At 61.1% G+C, this 23773-nt stretch carries 22 protein-coding genes; 4 read left to right on the forward strand and 18 right to left on the reverse strand.

Translation table 11 applies throughout. The features are described 5' to 3' along the window. Positions 1–540 precede the first annotated feature (540 nt). Complete coding sequence (locus tag AC2GXZ_RS23420; RefSeq protein ID WP_483761633.1) at positions 541–2478, forward strand: M23 family metallopeptidase; 1938 nt, start codon at positions 541–543, stop codon at positions 2476–2478. A gap of 76 nt (positions 2479–2554) precedes the next feature. Here the strand turns inward: AC2GXZ_RS23420 and clpB are convergent, their stop codons facing one another. Continuing rightward, the gene (gene clpB, locus AC2GXZ_RS23425; protein ID WP_483761634.1) at positions 2555–5155 is read right to left on the reverse strand and encodes an ATP-dependent chaperone ClpB; all 2601 of its coding nucleotides are present in this window, start codon (positions 5153–5155) and stop codon (positions 2555–2557) included. A 317-nt stretch (positions 5156–5472) separates the two neighbouring features. Here clpB and AC2GXZ_RS23430 point away from each other — a divergent pair, with 317 nt between their 5' ends. Further along, positions 5473–5652: a hypothetical protein gene (locus AC2GXZ_RS23430; protein WP_483761635.1), complete on the forward strand. Its 180-nt coding sequence runs from the start codon at positions 5473–5475 to the stop codon at positions 5650–5652. Positions 5653–5742: 90 nt separating this feature from the next. On the opposite strand, the gene AC2GXZ_RS23435 is transcribed toward AC2GXZ_RS23430, so the two are convergent. The 7 genes from AC2GXZ_RS23435 to AC2GXZ_RS23465 all read right to left on the reverse strand — a co-directional run bounded on the left by AC2GXZ_RS23435 (position 5743) and on the right by AC2GXZ_RS23465 (position 14990). Continuing rightward, positions 5743–6702, reverse strand: coding sequence for a class 1 fructose-bisphosphatase (locus tag AC2GXZ_RS23435; protein WP_483761636.1), 960 nt, complete (start codon positions 6700–6702; stop codon positions 5743–5745). Positions 6703–6990: 288 nt separating this feature from the next. Then, the gene (locus AC2GXZ_RS23440) at positions 6991–7785 is read right to left on the reverse strand and encodes a DUF4167 domain-containing protein (protein WP_483761637.1); all 795 of its coding nucleotides are present in this window, start codon (positions 7783–7785) and stop codon (positions 6991–6993) included. A 251-nt stretch (positions 7786–8036) separates the two neighbouring features. Then, positions 8037–8954 carry a peptide chain release factor N(5)-glutamine methyltransferase gene (gene prmC / locus AC2GXZ_RS23445; protein WP_483761638.1) on the reverse strand — a complete coding sequence of 306 codons (918 nt, stop codon included), beginning with the start codon at positions 8952–8954 and terminating at the stop codon, positions 8037–8039. Continuing rightward, a complete protein-coding gene (gene prfA, locus AC2GXZ_RS23450; protein WP_483761639.1) occupies positions 8951–10033 on the reverse strand; it encodes a peptide chain release factor 1 in 1083 nt (360 codons plus the stop codon). Before prfA ends, prmC begins: the two co-directional genes overlap by 4 nt. 161 nt (positions 10034–10194) lie before the next feature. Then, a complete protein-coding gene (gene ptsP, locus AC2GXZ_RS23455; RefSeq protein WP_483761962.1) occupies positions 10195–12462 on the reverse strand; it encodes a phosphoenolpyruvate--protein phosphotransferase in 2268 nt (755 codons plus the stop codon). Between the two features lie 84 nt (positions 12463–12546). After that, positions 12547–13821 carry an aspartate kinase gene (locus AC2GXZ_RS23460; protein WP_483761640.1) on the reverse strand — a complete coding sequence of 425 codons (1275 nt, stop codon included), beginning with the start codon at positions 13819–13821 and terminating at the stop codon, positions 12547–12549. Positions 13822–14090: 269 nt separating this feature from the next. Then, complete coding sequence (locus tag AC2GXZ_RS23465; protein ID WP_483761641.1) at positions 14091–14990, reverse strand: SH3 domain-containing protein; 900 nt, start codon at positions 14988–14990, stop codon at positions 14091–14093. 460 nt (positions 14991–15450) lie between these two features. Between AC2GXZ_RS23465 and ubiG the strand changes: the two genes are divergently transcribed. Then, on the forward strand, positions 15451–16194 hold the full coding sequence (gene ubiG, locus AC2GXZ_RS23470; protein ID WP_483761642.1) for a bifunctional 2-polyprenyl-6-hydroxyphenol methylase/3-demethylubiquinol 3-O-methyltransferase UbiG: 744 nt from the start codon (positions 15451–15453) through the stop codon (positions 16192–16194). Positions 16195–16251: 57 nt separating this feature from the next. Here the strand turns inward: ubiG and AC2GXZ_RS23475 are convergent, their stop codons facing one another. From AC2GXZ_RS23475 to AC2GXZ_RS23490, 4 genes are read right to left on the reverse strand one after another with little or no spacing between them, the layout of a single operon-like run. After that, a complete protein-coding gene (locus AC2GXZ_RS23475; RefSeq protein WP_483761643.1) occupies positions 16252–16680 on the reverse strand; it encodes a DUF1178 family protein in 429 nt (142 codons plus the stop codon). Next, positions 16677–17534: a carbon-nitrogen hydrolase family protein gene (locus tag AC2GXZ_RS23480; protein WP_483761644.1), complete on the reverse strand. Its 858-nt coding sequence runs from the start codon at positions 17532–17534 to the stop codon at positions 16677–16679. Before AC2GXZ_RS23480 ends, AC2GXZ_RS23475 begins: the two co-directional genes overlap by 4 nt. Before the next feature lie 12 nt (positions 17535–17546). Beyond that, on the reverse strand, positions 17547–17801 hold the full coding sequence (gene grxC, locus AC2GXZ_RS23485) for a glutaredoxin 3 (RefSeq protein ID WP_483761645.1): 255 nt from the start codon (positions 17799–17801) through the stop codon (positions 17547–17549). 46 nt (positions 17802–17847) lie between these two features. Then, positions 17848–18555 carry a ComF family protein gene (locus AC2GXZ_RS23490; protein WP_483761963.1) on the reverse strand — a complete coding sequence of 236 codons (708 nt, stop codon included), beginning with the start codon at positions 18553–18555 and terminating at the stop codon, positions 17848–17850. Between the two features lie 125 nt (positions 18556–18680). Between AC2GXZ_RS23490 and AC2GXZ_RS23495 the strand changes: the two genes are divergently transcribed. Then, a complete protein-coding gene (locus AC2GXZ_RS23495) occupies positions 18681–19553 on the forward strand; it encodes a methyltransferase domain-containing protein (RefSeq protein ID WP_483761964.1) in 873 nt (290 codons plus the stop codon). A 22-nt stretch (positions 19554–19575) separates the two neighbouring features. Here AC2GXZ_RS23495 and AC2GXZ_RS23500 read toward each other — a convergent pair whose 3' ends face one another. The 6 genes from AC2GXZ_RS23500 to AC2GXZ_RS23525 all read right to left on the reverse strand — a co-directional run bounded on the left by AC2GXZ_RS23500 (position 19576) and on the right by AC2GXZ_RS23525 (position 23657). Next, on the reverse strand, positions 19576–19749 hold the full coding sequence (locus AC2GXZ_RS23500; protein ID WP_483761646.1) for a Flp family type IVb pilin: 174 nt from the start codon (positions 19747–19749) through the stop codon (positions 19576–19578). A gap of 66 nt (positions 19750–19815) precedes the next feature. Further along, positions 19816–20136, reverse strand: coding sequence for a hypothetical protein (locus AC2GXZ_RS23505; RefSeq protein ID WP_483761647.1), 321 nt, complete (start codon positions 20134–20136; stop codon positions 19816–19818). A 133-nt stretch (positions 20137–20269) separates the two neighbouring features. Further along, a complete protein-coding gene (mutT, locus tag AC2GXZ_RS23510) occupies positions 20270–20680 on the reverse strand; it encodes an 8-oxo-dGTP diphosphatase MutT (protein WP_483761648.1) in 411 nt (136 codons plus the stop codon). Beyond that, on the reverse strand, positions 20677–21447 hold the full coding sequence (locus tag AC2GXZ_RS23515; RefSeq protein WP_483761649.1) for a GNAT family N-acetyltransferase: 771 nt from the start codon (positions 21445–21447) through the stop codon (positions 20677–20679). The genes mutT and AC2GXZ_RS23515 overlap by 4 nt, the downstream gene beginning before the upstream one ends. Positions 21448–21455: 8 nt before the next feature. Further along, on the reverse strand, positions 21456–22697 hold the full coding sequence (argJ, locus tag AC2GXZ_RS23520) for a bifunctional glutamate N-acetyltransferase/amino-acid acetyltransferase ArgJ (RefSeq protein ID WP_483761650.1): 1242 nt from the start codon (positions 22695–22697) through the stop codon (positions 21456–21458). Positions 22698–22757: 60 nt separating this feature from the next. Beyond that, positions 22758–23657 carry a peptidylprolyl isomerase gene (locus AC2GXZ_RS23525; protein ID WP_483761651.1) on the reverse strand — a complete coding sequence of 300 codons (900 nt, stop codon included), beginning with the start codon at positions 23655–23657 and terminating at the stop codon, positions 22758–22760. Positions 23658–23773 lie beyond the last annotated feature (116 nt).

The following is a 23773-nucleotide window of genomic DNA, read 5'->3' on the forward strand; positions in this document are numbered from 1 at the left end:
CGTGGTTTGCTACAGAACGAAAGAAACCGTCGCTAGCAGCGCCGCCGCCCTCGTTCAGTGAGCGGGTTATAGGCGGAACCCCTTTTCTAAGTCAACACCAACCGTCGCAGAAACTTCAAGAAAATCATAAGAGACTGATTTTAAATGGGAAATCATGCGACGGATAGATGACGGTCGAAATTCGGGCCAAACCGGCGGCAAATCCGGCGACGCCCCCCGTCGTTTCTCTCTATATGTGGGAAATCTCGCCAGATCCGGGTTTTGCCCCGACAAATTCACAATCGCATGGTTACGACACAGGTCGGGCATGTCATTGCATCGCACACGCATGCAGCGGCATGCCCCGGTCAATGCTCAGCCCCTATAAGAGAGAGGCTCTTCTTATAGGACGGGCCTTGATCTTATTAAGGGCAGGCCCTGGCGATTGGCCGGCTGTCGTCGCAGTTGTTTGACTCACGGCACCGAAAAGGGCACATCTCTTGGCCCAAGCTGCCGCCGGAAGAATGGCACCGGGAAAACGGGAAGTGGTACAGATTTGGCATGATGACGCCCCGCAACATGATCCGGTCGTTAGGCAACGAGGCCCCCATTCTGGCGGATGGCCGTCGTGCACCTGATCGTCGCGAGATTTCGCTGCGCTGGCTCTCCGGCACCTTCCTCACCGGCATTACCTCTTCGGTGCTGATGGGCGTCGCCCTGTTTGCCGCGCTCGATGGGCGCCAGCAGCTGGCAATTCCCGCCGAAGCCTCGGCCTCCGTACCGACGGACCACGACAATGAGAGCGTTCAGCGCGGCAAGCGGCTGCTGGGCGGCAAGATCGTCGCCATGCCGACCGACCGCAAGATCATGGAGGTCTCGACCGTCGTCCATGAAGGCAACCGGGAACTGGTCCGCCGGCGCCCCTTCGCGCATGTGAAGATGAACCTTGCCGCAGAGCATGTCGCACCGGAAACCTATCCCAAATTTGATCCGCTGGCGATCTTCGCCTCGAGCGAGGCACCGGCGCCGGCCGCCAATCGGACCGGCCTGATCTACGGCTCGAATGTCGAATCCGAAGTCAGCCTGCAGACCATGGCTTTCCCCACCAAGGGAACAAGCTTTTCTTATGCGACGCCGATGACATTGGAGGAGGTCGAGGAGAATGTCCGCTCGAACGGCTCCATCCTGACCTCCGGCGATGCGCAGCTTTCGGCGCTCTATTATGTCGACCCGCAGCGGTTTTCGACACCCGACGACGTCGACCTGACCTCCGGACTGGCGGCCCGCGTGGTCGAGGAGAACATGTCGGTCGCCTCTCCCGAACCATTCACCCCGCACACCCGCGAATATGCCGACGACATCATTCCCGTGCGCCGGCCGATGACCATTACCGAGGCGATGACCGAAGTCGGTTACCCGGAAGGCAAGGCGAAGGAGATGTCGGGTTATCTCCAGGCCAGACTTGGCAATGCCAATGTCGAGCCTGGCGACGTTCTTCGCATCGGCGTCATCCAGGAAGGCCAGATGATGCTGGTCGTCAGGGAAAGCGTCTACCGGCACGGCGAACATCTGACGACGGTGGCACTCGACGATCACAGCCGTTTCATCGACGGCCGCGAACCTCCGATGCTGCCCGCAGTGACCTCGGCATTCAGCGATCAGCCACCCCAGATCATCGCCGGCCGGGATCTGCCGAGCGTCTATGACGGGATTTACCGCACGGCCCTTTCCTACGGAATGAGCTCGGAAATGACGGCACTTCTGGTGAAGCTGCTCGCAAGCAATGTCGATCTGCAGGCGCAGTTGCGGCCGACCGACGCGATCGAGGCATTTTTCTCGGTAACCGACGACAAGGGCAAGGCCGCCAGGGATTCCGAACTGCTGTATGTCAACGCCCATTTCGGCGACAACAGCACCCGCTTTTACCGCTTCCAGAATGCCGACGATGATAATGCCGTCGACTATTTTGACCAGGACGGCCGCAGCATAAGGCAATTCCTGCTGCGCAGCCCCGTCCCCAACGCACGCATGACGTCGGGCTTCGGCATGCGCGGCCATCCGATCCTCGGTCGTGCGCTGATGCATACCGGCACCGACTGGGCAGCGCCCCGCGGTACGCCGATCATCGCCACCGGCAATGGCGTCGTCGAAAAGGCGGGCTGGGATAGTGGCGGTTACGGCAACCAGACGATCATCCGCCACGCCAATGGTTACGAATCCTCCTACAACCATCAGAGCGCGATCGCCAAGAGCGTCTATCCGGGCGCCAAGGTGACCCAGGGTCAGGTGATCGGTTATGTCGGCACGACCGGCCAGTCGACCGGCGCCCATCTCCACTACGAACTGATCGTCAACGGCACCAAGGTCGATTCTATGAAGGTCCGCCTGCCCGGCGGAAAGTCGCTGGAAGGCAAGGCCCTTGCGCGGTTCGAGGAAGAGCGCAAGCGCATCGACGCGCTGTTGAACACGCAAGCCTCCGACGAGGTCGCCAGCCGCTGATGCGGCGGATCCATGGCGCGGATATGAAAATGGCGGCCCGAAAGGCCGCCATTGTTGTTTGCGGATATAACCAGTTTTAGGCCGCTTCGCTCATGCTGCCCTTGATCCGGAACAGCAGCCGGTCCGAGCCGGAAGTCACCTTGACGGTCGAGCCATCCGGGATATGCCCGCCAAGGATCTGCTCGGCAAGCGGATCCTGCACGAACTTCTGGATCACCCGCTTCAAAGGCCGCGCGCCATAGACCGGATCATACCCCTTGTCGGCCAGCCATTCGCGGGCATCGCCGTCGAGTTCCAGTTCGATCTTACGATCGGCCAGAAGCTTCAGCAGCCGCTGCAGCTGGATGTCGACGATCGCGCCCATCTCGTTGCGCTTCAACCTGTGGAACAGGATGATCTCGTCGACGCGGTTCAGGAATTCCGGCCGGAACGATGCCTTGACGACGCTCATCACCTGCTCGCGAACACTTTCGGAATCCTCGTCTTCACGAAGCGCCGTCAGATATTCGGCCCCCAGATTGGAGGTCATGATGATCATCGTATTCTTGAAGTCGACCGTACGTCCCTGCCCGTCCGTCAGCCGCCCGTCGTCGAGCACCTGCAGGAGAACGTTGAACACATCCGGATGCGCCTTCTCGATCTCGTCGAACAGCACGATCTGGTAGGGCTTGCGCCGGACCGCTTCCGTCAGCGCACCACCTTCCTCGTAACCGACATAACCCGGAGGGGCACCGATCAGCCGTGAAACGGAGTGTTTCTCCATGTATTCCGACATGTCGAGGCGCACCATCGCAGTTTCGTCGTCGAACAGGAACCGCGCCAGAGACTTGGTCAGCTCCGTCTTGCCGACACCGGTCGGGCCGAGGAAGATGAACGAGCCGATCGGCCGGTTCGGATCCTGCAGCCCGGCACGCGAACGGCGCACCGCACGCGACACCGCCTGAACCGCATCACCCTGGCCGACAACGGACTTCGCCAGCTCGTCTTCCATCCGAAGCAGCTTGTCGCGTTCGCCTTCCAGCATCTTGTCGACCGGAATGCCGGTCCAGCGCGACACGACATGCGCGATCGCATCCGGATTGACGACTTCCTGCACCATGCTGTTGGCCGAAACATCCTGGGCTTCGGCAGTCGCCAGCTGCTTTTCGAGATCCGGAATGACGCCATAGGTCAATTCGCCGGCACGCTGGAACTCACCCTTGCGCTGGGCAGTGGCAAGTTCGTTGCGAGCTTCGTCGAGCTGCCGCTTCAGGTCGGCGGCAAGGCCGAGCTTCTGCTTTTCCGCCTGCCAGCGTGCGGTCAGCGCATCCGCCTGCTCTTCGAGCGACGTCACTTCGGTTTCCAGCCGCAGCAACCGGTCGGCCGAAGCCGTGTCGGTTTCCTTCTTCAAGGCCTCGCGCTCGATCTTCAGCTGCATGATGCGGCGGTCGAGTTCGTCCAGTTCTTCCGGCTTCGAATCCACCTGCATGCGAAGACGCGATGCGGCCTCGTCCATCAGGTCGATCGCCTTATCCGGCAGGAACCGATCGGTAATGTAGCGGTTCGACAAGGTTGCCGCGGCCACCAGAGCAGAATCCGAGATCCGCACCTTGTGATGCTGTTCGTATTTTTCCTTCAGCCCCCGCAGGATCGAGATCGTGTCCTCGACCGTCGGTTCGTCCACCATGACAGGCTGGAAACGACGGGCAAGCGCCGGGTCCTTTTCTACATGCTTGCGGTATTCGTCGAGCGTGGTCGCGCCGACGCAGTGAAGCTCGCCGCGGGCGAGCGCCGGCTTCAACAGGTTGGACGCATCCATGGCGCCGTCGGATTTGCCGGCACCGACCAGCGTGTGCATCTCGTCGATGAACAGGATGATATTGCCGTTTTCCGCCTGCACCTCGTTCAAGACGCTCTTCAGCCGCTCTTCGAATTCACCGCGATATTTCGCACCGGCAATCAGGGCACCCATGTCGAGCGCCATCAGCTTCTTGTCTTTGAGGCTTTCCGGCACGTCGCCATCGACGATACGGATCGCCAGGCCTTCGGCGATTGCCGTCTTGCCGACGCCCGGTTCACCGATCAGCACCGGATTGTTCTTGGTACGCCGAGACAAAACCTGGATCGTCCGACGGATTTCGTCGTCGCGGCCGATTACCGGATCGAGCTTGCCGTCGCGCGCATCGGCGGTCAGGTCGCGAGCATATTTCTTCAACGCGTCGAAACCCTGTTCCGCATTGGCGCTGTCGGCCGTGCGGCCCTTGCGCAGATCGTTGATCACCTGGTTGAGACCCTGTGCCGAAAGCCCCGCCTTTTTCAGGCTGGCCGAGGTCGATGCGGAACTTTCGATCAGCAGCGCCAGCAGAAGGCGCTCGACCGTGACAAAGCTGTCGCCAGCCTTCTTGGCGGCGTCCTCGGCGGTCGAGAACACTTTCGCAAGCGGCTGGGAAAGATAGATCTCACCATTGCCGCCGGAAACCTTCGGCAGTTTGGCAAGTGCTGCATCATTGGCAATACGGGCGTCCTTGGCATTGCCGCCCGCACGGTCGATCAATGCCGAAGCCATGCCCTGATCATCGTCGAGCAGCACTTTCAGCACATGTTCGGGCGCGAATTGCTGATGTCCGTCGGAAAGCGCCTGCGTCTGAGCCGACTGCAGAAAACCACGTACCCGCTCGGAATACTTTTCGATATTCATTCCATACCTCCTGAAATCGCCCTGCCCTTCGAAAGGCACAGGCCGATGATTGAGATCGAGCTCCCTCGCTGAGGCAAGCCCCGCCGGATGACCGGCTCCGGGGAAAATATGGGAGCATGTTCTCTGGTTTTAAAGAAGCATGTCCAAGGATTTGCAGCTTGTCGGAATGCGTGGTGCCGGTGATGCCCAATCAGCAGAATGTGATGAACTGATCAGAAACACGTGAGCGCCATTTTGTCGCAGGGAGCGTATACCTATCTCTGTAGCGAAGCCTGTTGGGGCCAGGCTTCGTATTAACAGCAACAAGGTAAAATCCCATGTCGGAAGACAAGACCACCCAGCTTATCGGAATATTCAAGACCCTGATCAGAGACCACGGCATACCGCAAGCCGTTGCGGATATTCGCGATCCCGATTTCCAGGCTCTCGCATCGGCGCATCTCGACGAATTCCATGAAGCGCGAGACGAATGCGAAAGCGACAGCACACTTTTCTGACGCTCTGCCTGCCAGTTATCGAGCTGGCAGGCCAACAATACGCCCGGGTTCTGGCGCTCTTACGCCAGATAGGCTGCCGATTTCCCGCAATCAGGCAGGCTCGCCGACCTTTTCGGCATTGTAGCCGGCACTGATTTTTGCAACCTCATTCTTCGAACCGAATATCACCGGCACCCGCTGATGCAGCGCGGTGGGGACGGTGTCGAGGATCGTCGCCTTTCCGAGGATTGCCGCACCGCCGGCAGCTTCCACCAACAGACCGATCGGATTGGCTTCGTAAAGCAGCCGCAGACGTCCGCCTGACGCCGGCTTGTTGCGGTCTGCCGGGTAAAGGAACACGCCGCCACGATTGAAGATCCGGTGCGTATCGGCCACCATCGAACCGACCCAGCGCATGTTATGGCCCGTGTCGATCGCGTTTTCGACATAGGCGGCAACGACATCGTCCCAGGACGAGCGCCGCGCGGCATTGATCGCAAACTCCTTGGCCTCGGGCACGATCTTCGCATCGGCATTGGTCAGCACATAGACGCCGTCGTCATTCAACGTGAAGATCTGCACACCCTTGCCGATGGTGATCACCAGGCTCGTCTGCGGGCCATAGGCGGCATAACCGGCCACCAGCTGTCCGCGCCCGCTTTTGAGAATATCGCCGGGTGTCTTTGCCGTGATTACCGAAAAGATCGTGCCGACAGTCACATTGACGTCGAGATTGGACGAACCGTCAAGCGGATCGAAGATTACCGCATATTTGCCATCGGCATGGATGGCGACTTCCGTATCAAGCTCTTCCGACACGGCAAACGAGACCGACGCGGACTTGCGACAGGCTTCAAGCATGATGTCGTTCGACAGGATGTCGAGCGGCTTCTGGGTCTCGCCCTGGATATTGGTAATCTCGGTTGCACCGGTCAGCCCGTCCAGCGACGAGGTTCTGAGCTTGTCCGAAATCTGCCGTGTGGCCTCTGCGACATGGCGCAGGACGACAACCAGATCGTCGTCGAGCACGGTGCCCGTGCGGCTTTCGAGAAAGGTTTCGAACGTCGTCATCACATCACTCCTGGCGGGATCATCGGAAAATGGCGGCAAGGCACCGCCCGATATCCTATGTAGAGCGGATTTTTGCGGAAGCGCAACGAAATTTCGCACTGCGGTAAATATCTAAAAATGTTCATAAAAATGGCATTTCAGCAGCCAGTGGCACGATCGCGCTCGTATCCTGGCAAAACACCGCTTTTAATCGTTTCGATGCCGCCTTGCGCTGAAGACCGTGGCCGAAAACAAAAAAGCTCCGGCCGATGGCCGGAGCTTTCCAATTTCGGTTTTCAACGCCGGGGCTTATTCGCCAGCGACATCGGCCAGTGCCGCGGGAGCGTCATCGCCTTCGGCGCCTTCCGCATCCGCACTCTTGCGAGGCTGGCGGCGCGGACGGGCGGCGGCGGCGCGGCGGCGGCGCGGGGCCTCCGTCTGCGCTGCTTCCTCGACGACAACCTCGGCCGGTGTGCCTTCGATCACCGGCTGCGGGCCGGAACCATCCTCGACAGGAGCCGAAATCTCTGCAGCGGTCTCGGTCACCTGAGCAGCGGCAGGAGCCTTCTGCTCAGCGGGACGTTCGTTGCGGTCCTGGCGATCCGGCCGACGCTCACGACGCTCATTGCGGTCGCGGCGGTTTTCGCGCGGCTGCTGGTCCTGAGCCTGGGGAGCCTGCTCCCGGCGCTGCTGCTGCTGTTCTTCGATAACCGGCTGCGGAGCGTAGCCGAGATCATCGCCTTCGTCACCGTCGATATCGTCCTGGTCGATCGAATTGCCGTCACGCTCCTGATGCTGGAAACGATCCTGCATCTGGGCCTGTGCTGCTGCGATGATCCGATTGTAGTGCTCTGCGTGCTGCAGATAGTTCTCGGCAATCACCCGGTCACCGGAGCTTTGCGCATCGCGGGCAAGGGTCGTATATTTTTCGGCTATATGCTGGGCAGTGCCGCGGATTTTTACATCCGGTCCGGAACTGTCGTAGCTGCGGCTGAGCGGATTGCCGCCCTTGCGCTGGAAATTGTTGTTACCACCACCGCCGCCACCGCCGTTATTATTGCTACCACGCCCGCGACCACGCTTATTCTGCTGTCCTGGCCTCATTTATCGTTCACCAACTCTCTATCTTCGCTGATAAGGGGCCACGCGGCTCACCGGTCAAAGCCGGTACGAGACTTCGCGTGTTACGCGCAGGTCGACCAAGGCGGCCTGCCGCTTTCAAAGTCAAATTACCTGATTCACGCACCGGGAGTGCTCAACCTTGTTGGCCATTCGAAAAAAGCACAATTAAGGATTGACCCGTAACCCGAACGAATCGCTGTTCATTCCCAGCTGCCCCGATGCGTAGCTGCAAGCTATCCCGCTTCTTTTGCGATTCCAAGCTTTTTCTTTTGCTCTGCAACATCAAACGCCAACCTGGTAAATATCAACGCACGATCGTTTCCGCCGTAATCGCGCTGTGCTTGCACCAGCTCAAATCCGGCAGCAACAAACAGTGCGGTTACTATTTCCTTCTGATCGAAACCGATCTCCATCCCGACATATCCGCCGGGCTTCAGGAAGTCGCAGGCCCGTCCGGCGATCTCGCGATAGGCAGACAAACCGTCCGCTCCGCCGTCCAATGCGGCAAGCGGATCGAATTCACGAACTTCAGGGTCCAATTCGGCAATGACATCACTGCGTATATAGGGAGGATTTGACACGATTATGTCGAACCCCCCCTCAATTCCGTCAAACCAGTGGCTGTTCACCGCCTTGAACCGCTCCAGAAGACCGAGCCGTCTGGCATTTTCCTGCGCCGTGTTCAAAGCGCCAGCGGAAATGTCGCTGCCGGTTCCGCGTGCGTCGGGCAGGGCATTCAGCAATGCCAGGATGATCGCGCCGGTTCCGGTGCCAAGGTCGAGGATGCAGATCTCTTTCCGCGTCAGCTTCTGCGCATACCCGATCAGGCTGTCGACCAGAACTTCCGTATCGGGCCTTGGTTCCAGTGTCTCCGCCGACATCAGCAGTTCCAGGCCATGGAACTCTCTTTTCCCCAATATGCGGTGCACCGGCTCGTGTTTCAACCGACGGGCCGCCGCGTGGTCGATCCTTTCGATTTCGGCCGCATCCAGCAGCCGATCTCCACCGACGAACACTTGCGTGGTCGAAAGCTGCAGCAGACCGCCGATCAAAAGCCGTGCCTCGATCGCCGCATCGGCAAACCCCGCCTCGGAAAGCCGTGCCCGGAGGTCGGCGACCGCCTCCCCCAAGGTCATCGAACCGGTCGTCATCCCTGTTGCTCGCCGAGCTGGGCAAGCTGCCCTGCCTGGTAGTCGGCGATCAGCGCATCGATCATCTCGTCGATCTCGCCCGTGATCATCCGGTCGAGCTTGTAGAGCGTCAGGTTGATGCGGTGATCGGTCACCCGGCCCTGCGGGAAGTTATAGGTGCGGATACGCTCCGACCGGTCTCCGGAACCGACCTGGCTTTTGCGGTCCGCCGACCGCTCGTTGTCGGCCTTCTGCCGTTCCATGTCGTAAAGCCGCGAGCGCAGCACCTGCATCGCCTTGGCGCGGTTCTGGTGCTGCGACTTTTCCGAACTGGTAACGATCAGCCCGGTCGGAAGATGGGTAATGCGCACCGCACTGTCGGTCGTGTTGACGTGCTGGCCGCCTGCACCAGAGGCGCGCATCGTGTCGATGCGGATGTCGTCGGGCTTGATCTCGATATCGATCTCTTCCGCTTCCGGCAGAACCGCGACGGTTGCAGCTGAGGTATGGATCCGTCCCTGCGTTTCGGTATCGGGCACGCGCTGCACCCGGTGCACGCCGCTCTCGAATTTCAGCTTGGAAAACACCCCGCGCCCGGAAACGGTGGCGATGATTTCACGATATCCGCCAGCCTCGCCCTCGCTTGCAGACAGCACCTCGACTTTCCAGCCATGCTCGCTGGCGTAACGTTCGTACATGCGAAACAGGTCACCGGCAAAAAGCGCAGCCTCGTTACCGCCCGTGCCGGCGCGGATTTCCAGGATGGCGCTCCTTTCGTCGGCCGCGTCCTTCGGCAGGAGCAGGATCTGCATGTCCTTTTCCAGCGCCTCGATCCGCTCTTCGGCGTCCGGCAGCTCCATTTCGGCAAGCTCCCGCATCTCGCGGTCGGTTCCCTTGTCGGCCAGCATCGCCCTCAGATCGGCCACTTCGGCGATCGTCTTTTCGTATTCGCGGGTCTTTGCCACGACCGGCTGCAGTTCGGAATATTCCGACGCAAGCTTGACATAGACGTCGGCAGCCGGACCTTCCGACATGCGCGCCTCGATCTCGCCGAAACGGCGTTCCAGCTCGCGCATCTTTTCGACAGGAAGCTTCGCCACCCTTGATTACTCCGTTTTCTTTGCTTGCTAGAGCATCGCCCCCCAAAGGGAAAGCGGGTTTTGCATCCCGGCATTTTCCATCACGGGCAATTTCCGAAACCAGGCTGCGCCGGGATTTCGAAATCGCCCGTGAGGGACAGGCCCGGAACGGCAACCCGCAGCTAAAGCGGAATGCCGTGGGTTTGCGCGAACCTGAGCAGCAATTCGCGGATCGGCTCTTGCGAGCGGGTATCGTCCAGCGCCGCATTGAGCTCGGCTGCGAGCAGCTCCGCATCAAGCCCGAGCAGCATCGCCTTCACCGGACCGATCGAGGTCGCCGCCATCGAGACCGAGCGGAACCCGACGCCGATCAGCGCCATCGCCGGCAGCGGCTTGCCCGCCATCTCGCCGCAAAGCGTCACCAGCGTGCGGTTGCGCTCGCCGGCCCGCGCGATATCGCGAAGGATACGCAGGAACGGCTTGCCCAGATTGTCGAACCGGTCGGAGACCCGCGCATTGCCGCGGTCGGACGCCATGGTGAACTGGAACAGATCGTTGGAGCCGACCGAGACGAAATCGACTTCCGCCATCAGCTCGTCGAGCTGCCACATTAAGGAAGGCACTTCCAGCATGGCGCCGAACTGCAGCTTGCGCGGCAGCGAATGGCCGAACTTGGAAAGATACTGCACTTCCTTCTGCAGCAGTTCGCGCACCGCCCGGATTTCGGAAACTTCCGTCACCATCGGCAGCATCATGCGAAGCTCGTTGCCGGCAGCCGCCTTCAGCAGCGCCCGCAGCTGGGTCCGCAGCAGCCCCGGCCGGTCCAGCGCCAGCCGGATCGCCCGCCATCCAAGCGCCGGGTTTTCCTCTTCCTGGGCACGGAAATAGGAGACCACCTTGTCGCCGCCGATATCGAGCGTGCGGAAGGTCACCGGCCGGCCGGCGGCCTGCTTGATGACGCTGCGGTAGAAGGCCTCCTGCTCCTCGAGCTTCGGCATGGTGGAGGCGATCATGAACTGCAACTCGGTGCGGAACAGGCCGATCCCTTGCGCGCCGGATTCGGCAAGCTGCGGCAGATCGACCAGCAGACCGGCATTCATGTTGAGGCTGATCGCCTTGCCGTCCTTGGTTACCGGCGCGACCTCGCGTAGCGCCCGGAACTGCTCCTGGCGCTTGGCGCGCAGCCGCACCTTTTCCTCATAGGCATTCTGCATATCCGGCATGGGCCGCACATGCACCTGCCCGTCATCGCCGTCGATGATGATCGGGTCGCCGTTTTCGGCAAGCGCCACAAGACCCGCTGCCTGTCCGACGACCGGAATGCCCATGGCACGCGCAACGATCACCACATGGCTGGTCACCGCGCCGTCTTCCAGCACTAGCCCGCGCAGGTTGGCGCGCGGATAGTCGAGCAGTTCGGCAGCCCCCATGGCGCGCGCCAGAATGATCGCGTCGGAGGGAAAATCATCGTCCGAGCCGCGACCGGAATACCCGGTCAGCTGCCGCAGCAGCCGGTTGGCGAGATCGTCGAAATCATGCATCCGCTCGCGTAGATAGGGATCGGTCAGGCGCATCATCCGCGCTTTGGTGTCGCTCTGCACCTTCTCGACGGCCGCTTCCGCGGTCAGGCCGTTATGGATCGCCTCTTCCATCCGGCGCACCCAGCCCTGGTCATGGGCAAACATCCGGTAGGTTTCGAGCACCTCGCGATGCTCGCCCTCCTGCGCCACGTCGCGACGCTGCAGCATGTCGTCGATCGAGATCCTGAGCGATCCGAGCGCCTCCGCCAGCCTGCCGATTTCCTTGTCGGCATCCTCGTTGAGCAGATTGGTGACGACGATACGCGGTTCGTGCAGCACGACATGGCCGAGCCCGATACCTTCGTTATAACCATTCGCCTCGATCGAGACGGCCCGCGTCAGGTCGAGTTCGAGCCCGGGTGCCGTGATCTTCTTGAGGTCGCCGGTGGCGATCATCTCGGCGATCACCATCGCGGTGGTCTCTAACGCCTCGACCTCGTCTTCGCGGTAATTGCGGCTCGCCTTGTTCTGCACGACGAGAACCCCGAGCGTGCGCCCGGCTCGCAGGATCGGTACACCGAGGAACGAGTGATAGATCTCTTCGCCGGTTTCCGGCAGGTAGCGGAAGGCCGGATGCGCCTGGGCATCCGAAAGATTGAGCGGCTGGGCGGATGCGGCGATTGTGCCGACAAGCCCCTGTCCCATCTTCAGCTGCGACGTGTGCACGGCCTCCTTGTTGAGACCCTCGGTCGCATAAAGTTCAAGCACGCCATCGGAACGCAGCACGTAGGCGGAGCAGACCTCCGCCACCATGTTGCTGGCGATCTGGCGCACGATCCGGTCCAGGCGCTCCTGCGGATCCAGCGGCTCGGCCATCAGTTCGCGCAGACGCTTCAAAAGAACGCGCGGACCTGCCGACAGCTCTCTCATCGGCATAATGCTCCCCTTACAGCCCCAAAATTGCCTGCCCGGCAAAGACGCGCCGGGCGGAGCATCATGCCGGAAAGTATTACATCAGCTTTTATCGAGACCGTAGGCGGAATGCAAAGTCCGAACTGCAAGTTCCGAATAAGCGCCGTCGATCAGGATCGAAATCTTGATTTCGGACGTGGTGATCGCCTTGATGTTGATCGATTTTTCGGCAAGTGCCTGGAAAGCGTGAGCGGCGACGCCGGCATGGCTGCGCATGCCGATACCGATCACCGACACCTTGGCGAGGCCTGATTCGTTCTGCGCCACGTCGAAACCGATCTTGTCCTTGTTGTCGTCGAGAACCTTCAGAGCCTTCTGCACGTCGCCCGACGGCACGGTGAAGGTCATGTCGGTCTTCGACCCGTCCTCGGAAATATTCTGGACGATCATGTCGACATTGATATGGGCCTCGGCGAGCGGGCCGAAGATCGCCGCGGAGACACCCGGCCGGTCGGCGAGCCGACGCAGCGAAATCTGTGCTTCATCCTTGGCGTAGGCGATGCCGGTAACGACTTCCTGTTCCACGATTTCTTCCTCGTCGCAAATCAAAGTACCGGGCGGGTTCAAGAAGTCTCCCATGCCCGGCGCATCGGGATCTTCAAAGCTGGAGCGCACGAAGGTGCGGACCTTGTGGACCATGGCCAGTTCGACGGAGCGCACCTGCAGCACCTTCGATCCGAGCGAGGCCATTTCGAGCATTTCCTCGAAAGACACCTTTTTCATCCGGCGTGCCTTCGGCACGATCCGCGGGTCGGTCGTGTAGACGCCATCGACATCCGTATAGATGTCACAGCGGTCAGCCTTGACGGCAGCGGCGATCGCAACCGCCGATGTGTCCGAACCACCGCGGCCAAGCGTGGCGATCCGGTTGTCCGGACCAATCCCCTGGAAACCGGCGACCACGGCAACCTGCCCCTCGCCCATCCGCTTGATGATGTCGGAACCGTCGATCTCGAGGATACGCGCGGCGCCATGGGCGCTGTCGGTGCGGATCGGGATCTGCCAGCCCTGCCAGGATCGGGCATTGATGCCCAGCGATTGAAGCGCGATTGCCAATATGCCGGATGTCACCTGCTCGCCGGATGCGACGACCGCATCATATTCGCGCGCATCGTAAAACGGCGAATTGGCGCCGGCGACCTTCGGCATGTCCTGCACCCAGCCCACCAGTTCGTTGGTCTTGCCGGACATCGCCGAGACGACGACAGCCACCTCGTGGCCGGCATCGACCTCACGTTTGACATGGCGGGCCACATTGTGAATGCGTTCGAGATTGGCGACGGACGTGCCGCCGAACTTCATGACGATGCGAGCCATTAGACGAAAACCACCAACTCGCCCTCGGCCCGGCCGGGGCGCCTATCAATTGTCGCAGAATATCGCGCCGCAAGGGCTGGATATCGAGTTGGCGTCTCTTAGCGAAAAGGGCTGCGCCACGCAATGGCCGGAACATGGCCAAACAGTACGCCTGTCACAAAAGTGCGATGCAGCCGCGAAGCCGGCGGGCGCTGGTCGGAAAAAACGAAGGGGGCCGCGTTTGCAGCCCCCTTTTGCGAAAGATCGGAATATGCTTTCAGCCGGAAGACTTAGTTGCCGCACTGACCTGGAAGGCAACGACGGGTCGTATCGTCCGGCGGACTGCCCAGTCCGTTATTCTCCATCCTGCGCCGCGGTTGTTCGTCCCGCTGCGGGCGCTCGGCACGTGGCGGACGCTGATCTTCACGCGGGCGCTCTGCCCGTGGCGGACGTTGTTCTTCACGGGAGGGACGCTCCACGCGCGGTGGGCGCTGATCGTCCCGCGACGGCCGTTCGGCACGCGGCGGGCGCTGGTCTTCACGCTGCTGCATACGCTCGCGATCCCTGTCGCGATCACGGTCACGATCTCTGTCTCTGTCGCGATCACGATCCCAGCCAGGAGGTGGCGGCGGACGACGACCGTCATCCCAGCGCGGGCGATCACGGTCACGGTTGTTGTCCCAGGTGTCGCGATCACGACCACGGTCCCAGCCGGGCGGCGGCGGTGGCGGGCGGCGACCGTCATCCCAGCGCGGCGGAGGCGGCAGCGGCCGCTCCGCACGCCAGTTATAGTCGCGCCAGCGGTTGCGATCGCCATAGAAATTCCTATCGCGATAATAGGTACCCCAGTAACGGTCGACATCGAATGTCACCAGCGGAATGCCGAGGCCGCCGTAATAGTCCGGCTGCACATAAACGCGGTTCGACTGGTAGGACGCCTGCACGTAGCTGCCCGACACCCAGCCGCGTCCGCCGGAAAACGCCACGTCGCACCAGTTCACCGAGCTCATGCAGCCGTAGATCGTCACCGACGATCCATAGGGGATCACCGTCACCGCCGGATAGCCGGTGCTGGGGCCGGAGCGCATGTTGACATTGGCGGTGGCAAAACCGCGGACCGCCGCATCAGCGATCGATGGTGCCAGCATCAGGCTGACGGCGCCTGCAACGCCTAAAAGAAATTTCTTCACGGGTGTTTCCTCCTGAAACAGTCGAGGTACAGGCTTGCTCCGCCAGCTGCTCGAATTCGCCGTTAAATGTTCAAGACGACCGATAGTTCCAGTTTGCCCCTGAACGGACCCTGAACGGAGTGTTTGGCCGTCGTTCAACAGAAAATGGTCTGCCTCTCCTTAAACAAGGGGACGTGCGTGTGTCGCACACATACCGGCCGCGCCTGCGCCACCTTTCCCCTATGCATGAAAAATGCCACGGCAGAACGTTACGCCGTGGTCCGCGGGGTCTCAGAACACCTGACCGAACTGCGCAGCATGAATTTCAAGGGCGACAGGCCGACGGATACTCTGAACCGCATCCGCCACCTCCTCCGCATCCACCATTGGCGCAAGCAACCCTCGCCCCGACTTCGCAATCACCCTTGACTTCGCCCCGCCAACGTCCGACTTCAGGCAGCAAAGACAAAGGATGAAGACGATGACGGAAGCAGCCAGAACAACGGTCGACAAGGATCAGGTCGAGATGTTTTCGAAAATGGCTGCCGAATGGTGGAGCCCGACCGGCAAGTTCAAGCCGCTCCACAAGTTCAATCCCGTCCGCATTTCCTATATCCGCGATCGCATCTGCCAGAATTTCGATCGCGACCCCAAGGCGCATCGGCCGCTCGAAGGGCTTCGCATTCTCGATATCGGCTGCGGCGGCGGGCTATTGTCCGAACCGGTCGCCCGCATGGGCGCCACCGTCATCGGCGCCGATCCGTCGGAAAAGAACATCGGTATCGCTTCGACCCATGCCAAGGAAACCGGCACGCAGATCGACTACCGCGCCGTCACCGCAGAAGACCTGGCCGCAGCCGGCGAGACGTTCGATGTCGTCCTTAACATGGAAGTCGTCGAACATGTCGCCGACGTCGATCTGTTCCTGACCACTTGTGCTGGCATGGTGCGCCCGGGCGGCCTGATGTTCATGGCGACCATCAACCGCACCCTGAAGGCACGCGCGCTCGCCATCTTCGCGGCGGAAAACGTCCTGCGCTGGCTGCCGCGCGGCACGCATCAATATGAAAAGCTGGTGCGCCCGGAAGAGATCGAGCGCCCGCTCCAGGCATCCGGCCTGCACATCGTCCACCGCACCGGCGTTTTCTTCAACCCGCTCTCCGACCGCTGGAACCTGTCGCCGGACATGGACGTCAACTACATGCTGCTCGCCAGGCGGGGCTAGTGATCGGCAGTCTTTTCAGCGCCGGGCAGCGTCGGCCGTGACCGGGACAAAGTCCGGTCAGTTCGTATCCTCGGGAATGACCGGCAGCGGCGCGATGTCTATCCCCTCTTCCAGGAGGTCATGAACCTCGCTGAGGCTTGCCTGCCCGATAATGCCGCGTTGATCCGCCTCGCCGTAATGGATCCTGCGGGCTTCCTCGGGAAACTTCTCGCCGACATCCTCCGAATTTGCCCGGATATTGGCAACCGCTTCCTTGATTTTGACCATCACCTCCTGGCGCGCCAGATCCATCGCCATCTGCTTCTTGGCTTCCTGCTTGCGGGCGGTGGAGACAGCCGGCGCCATCAGCGACTTGGAGATCAGCGGTGAATCACAGACGGGACAGGTGAGAAAACCGCTCTTCATCTGCCGGTCGAAATCGGCGCTTTCGGAAAACCAGCCTTCGAACGTATGCGCGTTGTCGCAGCACAGCGAATATTTGATCATGCAGCAACTCCTCCGGCATCTTTGCCGGACACATCTTCAAGCACGAAATCGCGTGCGTTCTTGAGATTGGGAACCTTATGGCGCGCCGACCTGACGGCCTCGATATCGATCTCCGCCATGATCACCTCTTCGCCGGCATCCGCCGCCCGTGCAAGGATCCGGCCCCAGGGGTCGATGATCAGCGAGTTGCCATAGGTCTCGCGACCGTCCTCATGCACACCGGCCTGCGCCGCGGCAATCAGGAAGGCGCCGTTTTCGATCGCCCTTGCACGCAGCAGGATTTCCCAATGCGCCTCGCCCGTCTGTTTCGTAAACGAGGCCGGCACCGTCAGCACATCGGCGCCCGCAAGTGCCTGGGCCTGGAAGAGCTGCGGAAATCTGAGGTCGTAGCAGATTGCCATGCCGAGCTTGCCGAATGGCAGCTCGACCACTTTCGATGCGCCGCCGGGCTCATAGGCCGAGCTTTCCCGCCAGCTTTCGCCATTGTCGAGATCGACATCGAACATGTGGATCTTGTCATAGCTGCAGATCTGTCGGCCGTCCGGCGCGAAGAGAAAACCGCGGTTTGCGATCTTGCCGTCGTCGCGAATGATCGCGGTCGAGCCGATATGCAGGAAAATCTGAAGCTCGGCCGCAAGCTGTCGTGCCGCGGCAACGATCAGGTCGTCCGCCTCGCCGCGCAACACTTCCCGCGCCGCCTTGCGGTCGCGCTGCAGCATTCCGGTCATTTCCGGCGTCTGGACATAGATCGCGCCCCGCCCGGCAGCATCCCGAACCAGTCGGGACATGTCTGCGGCATTTTTTTCGGGGCTGACCCCGGAGCGCATCTGAACTGCGGCGACTGTCATTGCCATCGGAAAATCCTACTATGCCAGCATTGCGTCCAGCTTGCCTTGACGGTCGAGCGCATGCAGATCGTCACAACCGCCCACATGTTCGCCGTTGATGAAGATCTGCGGGAAGGTCGAATGACCGTCCGCTTTGGCGATCATCTCCGCACGGAGTTCTTTCGAATAGGTCGCATCGTGTTCGACATACTTGACGCCCTTGGCCTCTAGCAGCGCTTTCGCACGAGCGCAGTAACCGCAATACTCGCGGGTATAGATCGTAACATCTGTCATGATGATCTCCGGGCGCCGAGGAACTCGCGCCGTCCTGTCATCATTTTCATATAGTTTCGGCAAGCGCCATTGCAAAGGTCAAAACGCTGACCTCGGCGGCACCGGCTTTCTTCAGCGCCCGTGTTGCGGCAGAAACGGTCGCGCCTGTCGTGTAGACGTCGTCGATCAGTACCAGGCGTTTGCCGAATACATCCGCCTCATGCCCTGCCGCAACGGCAAACGCCGCCCGGACATTGTCCTGCCTTGCCCGCGCGCTGAGCCCGACCTGGCGATCTGTCCTTTTGGTGCGGACAAGCGCGGACGGCAGATAGGGAATGCCCGTCCGGCGCGACAGATGACGGACAAGCTCTGCCGCCTGGTTGAATTTGCGCAGCATGAACCGCGTCCGGTGCAGCGGTACCGGCAGGATTGCATCGGCATCCGACAGACAGTCCCCGCCTGCCCGCTCCATCCAGCCGGCCATGATTGGCGCAAGGTCGCCCCTGTCTCTATATTTGAGACCGTGAACCATCGCCCTCGCCGCCCCGTCGAACGTCGTCGCAGCGCGCAGCCGCCGAAACACCGGCGGATCGGCGATCGCCTGGGCAGACAGCATGCCCGGCCCCGGATCATAAGAGAAAGGCAGGCCAAGCACCTCGCAATAGGGCCGCTCGATGAAGCGGATCTCGCGCCAGCAGCTGGCGCACACGGCGCCATGTCGCCCCGTCAGCGCAGCGCAGGCAAGGCAGACCGGCGGGTAGACCATGTCGACCATACGCCGCCCGCAGTCGCAGGCGGTTGCGATCAGCGTTCTTACTATACCGGCGGCGAGGCGATCGGGCATGGACTTGACAATAGGCGCAGGAACGCGCCTTAGCGAAGCACAATCGAGTGGTGATGATGCAGATTCTTTTCGACGAAAGCCTGATTGCCCGCAGGCGGGAACGCGCCTTTGCCAGCCGCAGCGGCGATGCCGATTTTCTGCTCGATCTTGCCGCCGGCGAGATGGCGGATCGGATCTCCGTCGTCGAACGGCAGTTCCCTCACGCCGTCGAGCTGCATGGCGCAACCGGTATTGCCGCGCACCGAGCGTTCGACACCGGCAAGATCGGCACCCTGGAGCGTTTCGAGACCGCCGGGATCTTTGCCGATCCGGGCGAGACGATCAGCATCGCCGCACTCGATGATGTGCCACTCGAGCCGTCCTCGGCCAATCTCATCCTGTCGCCCATGTCGCTGCATACGGTCAACGATCTGCCGGGCAAGCTGGTCCGCATCCGTCGTGCGCTAAAGCCCGACGGCCTGTTTCTCGCGGCCATCCCCGGAGCCGGCACGCTCAACGAACTTCGTGACGTTCTGCTTGCCACCGAGGCCGAGATGACCGGCGGCGCCAGCCCGCGGGTCATCCCGTTTGCCGATGTGCGCGATATCGGCGCCCTGCTGCAGCGGGCGGGCTTCACCCTGCCCGTGGTGGATTCGGAAACCTACACGGTGCGTTACGACAGCATCTTTCCGCTGATGCGCGACCTGCGTGCAATGGGCATGAGCAATCCGCTTCTTGGCCGCAGCCGCCAGCCGCTCGGACGGGGATTTTTCCTCAAGGCCGCGGAAATCTATGCGGAGCGCCATGCCGATCCCGACGGGCGGATCAGGGCAAGTTTCTCGATCATCTACGTCTCCGGCTGGGCGCATCACGACAGCCAGCGCCCGGCGCTGAAGCCCGGCTCGGCGAAAGTTCGCCTTGCTGACGCATTGAGACAAGTCGATGAATGAAACTGCGATCGCGTCAGGCCTGTTATTGGGCCGCGTTGCGATAGGTATTGGCAATCCCGGTGAACACGTTGTTCATCAGCTCGTAATAGTTGCCGAGGGCGATGGCGAGGGTGATGCCGATGATCGCTGCCAACAGCCCATATTCGACCGCCGTCGCACCTTTAACGTCTCCGATTAAGCTGCGTAACAGGCGCATGGGTGTCCCTCGAAATCGATCCAGAGCAGTTTCGCGTTTCGCAGAAAGGCGGAAATGCTCTCAGGCTCAGCAGCCGCCGTCCGTCCCGTATCCCTGAACGATGCAGACAGAGCCAGGCGTCTCCTGCAACACGCTCCTGCGGATCGTATAATGTTTCGTGCTGCCATCGGAAGGCTTGATCGACCCCGTCGTCAGCATGTCGAAATCTTCCTGCACATGCGCAAGACGCGTCTGGTCCGACCGTTCAGCCAGCATCGGCGTCAGGATCAGCGAGAGAGCAATCACAGCCGTACCGAAAAGCAGCGCCATGTTGAGCGCGCCCGTCTTGCCGGATCTGTAGGTCGCGCGCTGACGATTCCGCACAGTTTTCCAGAACTCGTCGTCCATTCCTCGAAAGCCTCGTCAAAACATTACGTGCTGCAAATGGACGATGCCAGAATCCGTTGAATGAAATGTTAATGCGAGATAAATCCGACGCCTCTAATTTTAGTCAAAGCCGACCTTGATAAGGTCTGTCGCTTCAGAGCAGGTCCTGAAGGATCGGAATGAGCGGCTCGTCTGCCGGCGGCATAGGATAATCGCGAAGCGCGCCGGGGCGCACCCACTTGATCTGCTGGCCTTCCCGGCCGGTCGGCACGCCTTCGAACCGTCGGCACACGTAAAGCGGCATCAGCAGGTGAAACGTCTCATAGGTGTGGCTGGCAAAGGTCAGCGGCGCCAGGCACGCTGTCCTGGTGACGATGCCGAGTTCTTCGTGAAGCTCGCGCACAAGCGTCTCTTCAGGCGTTTCGCCGGCCTCCATCTTGCCGCCCGGAAATTCCCACAGACCGGCAAGCGATTTCCCCTCCGGCCGCTGCGCAAGCAGGATCCGGCCATCGGTATCGATCAGGGCGCAGGCCGCAACGAGCAGCAGCTTTCTCTGGTCTGTCATGATTTGCGCCAGTAGCGATAGGAATAGGCTTTGGTGAAACCGAACCGCTCATAGAGCGCAAGTGCCGGCGTATTGGATGCGTCGACCTGCAGCCACGCGGTCCTTGTTCCGCTGATCCGTGCCCAACGCAGAGCCGAAGACAGCATCTCCGTACCGAGCCCGCCCCGGCGATGCGATTGCGAGACGGCCAGCGACAGGATGCCGGCCAGATCGTTGTCCTGCACGCAAAGCACCGTTGCCACGGCCCCATTGCCGGGATCCTGTTTCATGAAAAATCCCGACGGCGGCTTGATCGCACTGAGGATTTCGGCAAGCGCCGGCTTCAGCCCGGCATCCTCCTCTGCCACATGCAGGCAGGCATCGGCAAAACGGCCGATATCATGGCTCGGCAGGTAATCGAGCGTATCGGGAAGCTCCAGACGGGAGAGATCCACGGTCAGCACGTCATAGGTTTCGAACGCCTGCCAGCCACTCTGCTCCAGATGCTCGAGCATCGCCTTGGGAGCCAGCGGGGTTTCCCGCAGCACGAGCCGCCTGCCGTAATCCTCGAAGCGCCTTGTCGCTTTTCCCAGCCTGATATCGAGATCGCGGTGATCGGACGGATCGAGCGGCACGACGCAGTTCAGACGCTTGGACGGATGCCCGCCGGTCAGCCGCACCTGCCAGCTTCCGTCGTAAACGACAGACGCTGCCGGCCAGGCCCGGAAGCCGACGGCTTCGAGCCTGCGCACCAGCGGCAGATTGGTTTCGGCGGATGATGTGGCCATCGACGACATCAGCTCCTGTAGTCGCCATTGATGGCAACGTATTCCTTGGTCAGGTCGCAGGTCCACACGGTTGCCTTGCCCGAACCGAGGCCGATTTCGACCTTCACAGGAATGTCCTGTTTCTTCATCACCGCGGTGGCCGCATCTTCCGAATAGGACGGATCACGCTCGCCGTTGACGGCAACCCGGATATCGCCGAACCAGATCGCCAGCTTGTCGCGATCGGCAGCTTCGCCGGCCTTGCCGACGGCCATGACGATGCGGCCCCAATTGGCGTCTTCGCCGGCGGCCGCGGTCTTGACCAGCGGAGAATTGGCGATCGACAGCGCGATCGTCTTAGCGCTAGCATCGCTTTCCGCGCCGGTGACCGTGATTTCCAGCATCTTGGTGGCGCCTTCGCCATCGCGTGCAACCTGGATCGCCAGATCCTTCAAGAGCGCGTTCAGCGCTTCGCGGAAGGGGCCGAGTGCCGGGTCACTGGCATCGACGACCTGCTTCTGGCCATCCTGTGCCGCGGCACCGGTGGCAAACAGCATCAGCGTGTCGGAGGTCGAGGTGTCGCTGTCGACCGTCATCGAATTGAAGCTCGGCTCGACGCCGGCAGACAACATCGACTGCAGCGCCGCCGACGAGATATCGGCATCCGTCACCACGAAGGACAGCATCGTCGCCATGTCCGGCGCGATCATGCCGGCGCCCTTGGCGATGCCGTTGATCGTCACCGTGACGCCACCGATTTCGGCCGTGCGGGTGGCGACCTTCGGATAGGTGTCGGTGGTCATGATCGCCTTGGCGGCTTCCTGCCAGAAATCGCCGGTCGCGGTCCGGTTCATGTCGCCGAGTACGCCGGAAAACTTCGTCGCATCGAGTGGCTCGCCGATCACGCCGGTGGAGGCAAGATAAACCTGGCTCTGGTCGCAGCCGACGGCTTCGGAAGCCGACTGTGCCGTCAGTGCCGTGGCAGCCTTACCCTTGATGCCAGTGAAGGCATTGGCATTGCCCGAATTGACGACGACGGCACGGGCCGTGCCGTTTGGCAGATTGCTGCGGCAGAAATCGACCGGAGCCGAGGGGCATTTCGACTTGGTGAACACCCCGGCGACAGCCGCCGGCTTGTCGAACACCATCAAGAGCACATCGGTGCGGCCCTTGTATTTGATGCCGGCGGCGGCAGTCGCCATCCGCACGCCGCGAACGGCCGGCATTTCGGGATAGGTTTTGGGAGCGAGCGGCGAAACGGAAGCTGACATCTTCGATTAACCCGTAAACTGATATGAAAGGGCCCGGAAAAACCGGGCCCTGGCACGATATTACTGCTTGGGCGCTTCGGCCGGCGCTGCAGGCATGCCTGCATCTTCGCCGCCTGCCTGCATCTTGCCCACCTCTTCATAACCCTTCTTGAGGGCTTCGTCGGTGATGTCGATCTTCTCAGACGCCTTGGCCTTTTCCAGCAGCGCAACATACTTGTCGCGCATGACCAGCTGCTTGACCTGGTCCTTGACCTGATCGAATGCCGGCGGCGGAGCGTCGCGCTTGTCGTCTACCTTGATCACGTGAAAGCCGAACTGGGTCTTGACCGGGGTCTTGGTATACTGGCCCTTTTCGAGTGCAAATGCTGCCTGCTCGAATTCAGGCACCATGCGGCCCGGGCCGAACCAGCCGAGATCGCCGCCGTCATCCTTGTTGGAATCCTGGCTCTTTTCCTTGGCGATTGCGGCAAAATCCTTGCCGGCGTCGAGTTCGGCGATAACCGCCTTGGCCTCATCCTCGGTCTTGACCAGGATATGGCTTGCATGGATCTCCTGCTGCTTCGGCAGGCCGGCGATTTCCTTGTCGTAGCGCGCCTTGACCTCGTCATCGGTCGTTGCGTCGACGACATGCTTGCGGAAGTATGCGTTATGGAGCTCGCGATCGCCGATATAGGCCATGCGCTTCTTGAAATCCTCGGTCTTTTCGACACCTTCCGCCAGAGCGCCGGCGGCAAGCAGCTTGACATCGATCGCGCCCGAAAGAGCGGCAACCTGCTTCTGCTCGTCCGGCAGCTGTGCGAGCTGCGGATCGAGGTTCTGCACCGCCAGATCGAGTTCGGACTGGTGGATCTCCAGCTTGCCGACCTTGGCGACAACCTTGTCTTCCTGGGCGAATGCCGGAGCCTGGAACGAGATCGCAGCAGCGATCGCCGCCGTGACGAGAAGTTTGTGACGCAACATCAAGTTACCTTTCGCATGGGTGCCGATCTCGGGTTGGATCTGGCCTGGAACCTTCACAAACACCGGAATGTGGCCATTCTGTATCGGCCGCAGCCGTTGACATAATTCGGACCCCC

The sequence above is a fragment of the Aliirhizobium sp. YIM B11859 genome (assembly GCF_057163345.1).